This is a genomic window from Novosphingobium rosa NBRC 15208, assembly GCF_001598555.1.
Classification (GTDB): domain Bacteria; phylum Pseudomonadota; class Alphaproteobacteria; order Sphingomonadales; family Sphingomonadaceae; genus Novosphingobium; species Novosphingobium rosa.
Map to the genome: position 1 here is coordinate 1 of NZ_BCZE01000155.1, position 3,101 is coordinate 3,101.

Genomic DNA, 3,101 nt, shown 5'->3' on the forward strand with positions numbered 1-3,101 from the left:
TAAGCGCCGACGGAATGCGGCGTTGACGCGGCCTATTTGACCCTGCGTGTGTGCGGCGCCCATTTTTTTGCCAGTGCGGCAAAGCTGTCGTGGATCCAGTCGATGTTGGGCTGAGCATGTGGATCATGGTCGTCGCCCAAGGCATCGAGAGCCTCTTCGTAATACTCGTGAGCGGGATCTGCGAGCGCTTCGAGTTTCTCGGCGTAGCCCCAAGGCCCGCCTGAATCCTCTGGTGGCCGCATACCGGTGGCGGCGATCAGACGCGGATAGCTACTATTGGGATCAGCAGGAGCGATGCCCTGGATTTTTACGCTGTGTTCCCAGGCATCGCCAAAGTCATAGAGGTAACGGAAGGTCTTGCCCCGCATGCCCTCGAGCGCCTGAGCCAGGGTTGTTTTGCGGGCATCAAGCGGGCCACCGAACCCATAAGACGGATCGGGGGTGCCGAAGCCCGTGTGCCCGAAGGTCAATTCCCACAGATGGCTGTCGGTCCACACCAGCGCGGCCTGAAAGACGCTGTGCAGCCGATCGAGGCGGATCCCTAGTGGCACTTCGATCACGCGGCTCACCACCGGCGTCACGTCATCGAGTGTGATCGTCATCCGTACGACGAAGGCGTTGCTCAAGCGGCCTGCTCCAGGTTCTGGACCTGTCTTGCCTCTTGCCAGTTCCATGGCAGCAGTTCGTCGATCCGGTTGATGGGATGATTGCCGATACGCGCGATGACATCGGTGAACCAGGCCTCGGGCTCCACACCATTGAGGCGACATGTCTCGACGAGTGAGTAGAACAACGCCGAGGCATCTCCGCCCTTGGTCGAGCCGACGAACATCCAGTTGCGGCGGCCAAGGGCAACACCGCGCAGGGCATTTTCGACGAGGTTATTGCTGATCTCGAGCAGACCATTGTCACAATAGCGGGTCATCGCCGCCCAACGGTTGAGCGGATAACGGCATGCTTTCGCCAGCGCGCTGTCCGAAGACAACCCGCGCATCTGTGCTTCGAGCCATGGCCGTAAAGCAGCCAGCTTCGGGGCGGCCAGTTGCTGGCGGATCCGCCGCCGTTCGTCGGGTGGCGCGCCCTTGATGTCGCGCTCGATCGCGAACAACTCGCCAATCCTCACGACGGCCTCTGCCGCCACCGGTGACGGGTTCTTGGCCAGAATGTCGGTAAACTTGCGCCGCGCGTGGGCCCAGCAGCCGACCTCTGTCACGCGGCGTGGAGCTTTCGTTTTGGGGTTGCGATACAATATGTTGTAGCCACCATAGCCATCGGCCTGAAGGTATCCCTCATATCCGGCAAGATGGGCGGCGGGATGTTCGCCGCCGCGGCCTGTTGTAAAGCGGAAGGCTACAGCAGGCGGGGTCATGTCGCCGCTGGAACGGCCATCGCGTAAATAAACCCAGAAATAGGCAGTGTGGCTGCCGTCTTCGCCCATGAGCAAGGTGACCGGTGTCTCGTCACCATGGATCTTGGGGGCTGTGAGAATATGGGCCAGCAGTCGCTCGCCAAGCGGGGCCATCAACCAGGCCAGCTTGCAGGACCAGCGACCCATCACATCGCGATCAATGTTCACGCCCTGCCGCCGCAGGATCACCGATTGACGGTGCCATGGCTGATGGTCAGCGAAGCGACTGACCACCAGATGGGCGAGCAGCGCGCTGCTGGCCATGACCTTGGGCAAGGGCAGATCGATGGCAGGCACCTGTCGGATTGCCTCGCACGACCGGCACGCGATACGGGGCCGCACATGACGCAGGACACGGAAGCGGGCCGGAACATAGTCCAGCACCTCGGTGACATCTTCGCAAATGACGGTCTCAACACCACCGCAGCGGCACGGTTCCGGGCGATGCTCTGCCGTCAGACGTGGTATATGCGCCGGAATTGGCGCGCGGGTGCCAGCCTTGCGTTCCGGTTTCGGATTTGATGCCGGGACGTCATCATTGGCTGGCTCGCAGATGCCATCGACGTCTTCGAACATCATGCGCAGTTGCGCGTTGTCCATCTTCTCGGAGCTGCGCCCGAATTGAACGCGCAAGAGCCGTGCGAGACGATGCTCCAGCTTTTCTATGGTCAGGCCCTGGGCTTTGACGGTCTGCTTTGCAACCTTCAGTTCATCCCGTTCCACCTCCACAGCCTCGACCATCTCCCGCAGCATTTTCTGCAGGAGAACAGGGTCTGTAGGAAGGCAATCAAGGTCGAACCGCATGCCTGTCTCTATAGGTCAGGCGGCTCCAAAAGACCACAAAAAACCCCAGTTTACGGGGTTTTATCTCACGCAATTGTCGGTGTGATGACCTCTTCATGGACAATGGCTTGCCGCCAATCCAGCCCTTCGATCAGCATCGCCAATTGCGCGCCAGAGAGCCGGGCAGCAACGCCTTCCCGTGTCCGTGGCCACACGAACTTTCCGCGCTCAAGCCGTTTTGCATAAAGGCAAAGCCCTGATCCGTCCCACACCAGAGCCTTCAATCTGTCACCTCTTTTGCCCCGGAACAGGAAGACAGCGCCCGAGAAAGGATCGAGCTGCAGTATATTGCGAACCTGGGCCGACAGCCCGTCAAACCCCTTGCGCATGTCGCATGGCGCCAGCGACAGATAGATCTTCGCCGAGGGCGGCAATGTCAGGCTCATCGCTCAAGCTCCCCGACGATCTCGAGGACCAGTCGCAGCGCTTGGGGATCAACCAGCCTGTCCACCGAGACGGTGAAATCACCACCACGGCGGATGTCGATCCGGCCAGTGTCCAACATTTTGCCCGCAGGCTCTAGCTGCACCAGTTCAACCGGCACAAAGCCCGCCATGGCGCCCCGCAGCAATTGCTTGCGCCAAGTGTAGAGCTGACCCGTCCCGATCCCATGTCGACGGGCAACCGCTGACACAATGACGCCGGGCTGGGTCGTCTCCTTCACGATCGCCAGCTTCTCTTCGTCACTCCAATGACGACGCCGTTCCACCCGTACGACCGCTCCGCCATCCCGGCGAGCGCCCTTACGAGGCTCGTTTGACTGCTCTATATCCACTCGCAAGGCCTCCATTTGCCCCGCGAAATCTACGCCTGCCCAATCCTGCGCAAGGCCGGGTTCCGTCGGCGTTTA

Annotated in this window: 4 protein-coding genes; all 4 read right to left on the reverse strand. The window is 60.8% G+C overall.

The genetic code is table 11. The features are described from left to right. Nucleotides 1-32: 32 nt before the first annotated feature. Nucleotides 33-626, reverse strand: coding sequence for a plasmid pRiA4b ORF-3 family protein (locus SR3_RS30055; protein WP_245654164.1), 594 nt, complete (start codon nt 624-626; stop codon nt 33-35). Beyond that, nucleotides 623-2,212 carry an IS66 family transposase gene (gene tnpC / locus SR3_RS31020; protein ID WP_084456074.1) on the reverse strand — a complete coding sequence of 530 codons (1,590 nt, stop codon included), beginning with the start codon at nt 2,210-2,212 and terminating at the stop codon, nt 623-625. Before tnpC ends, SR3_RS30055 begins: the two co-directional genes overlap by 4 nt. A 65-nt stretch (nt 2,213-2,277) precedes the next feature. Next, nucleotides 2,278-2,637, reverse strand: a complete 360-nt coding sequence (gene tnpB, locus SR3_RS30065) for an IS66 family insertion sequence element accessory protein TnpB (protein ID WP_068095044.1) — start codon at nt 2,635-2,637, stop codon at nt 2,278-2,280. Further along, nucleotides 2,634-2,960 carry an IS66-like element accessory protein TnpA gene (gene tnpA / locus SR3_RS30070; protein WP_218018916.1) on the reverse strand — a complete coding sequence of 109 codons (327 nt, stop codon included), beginning with the start codon at nt 2,958-2,960 and terminating at the stop codon, nt 2,634-2,636. Before tnpA ends, tnpB begins: the two co-directional genes overlap by 4 nt. Nucleotides 2,961-3,101: the final 141 nt, after the last annotated feature.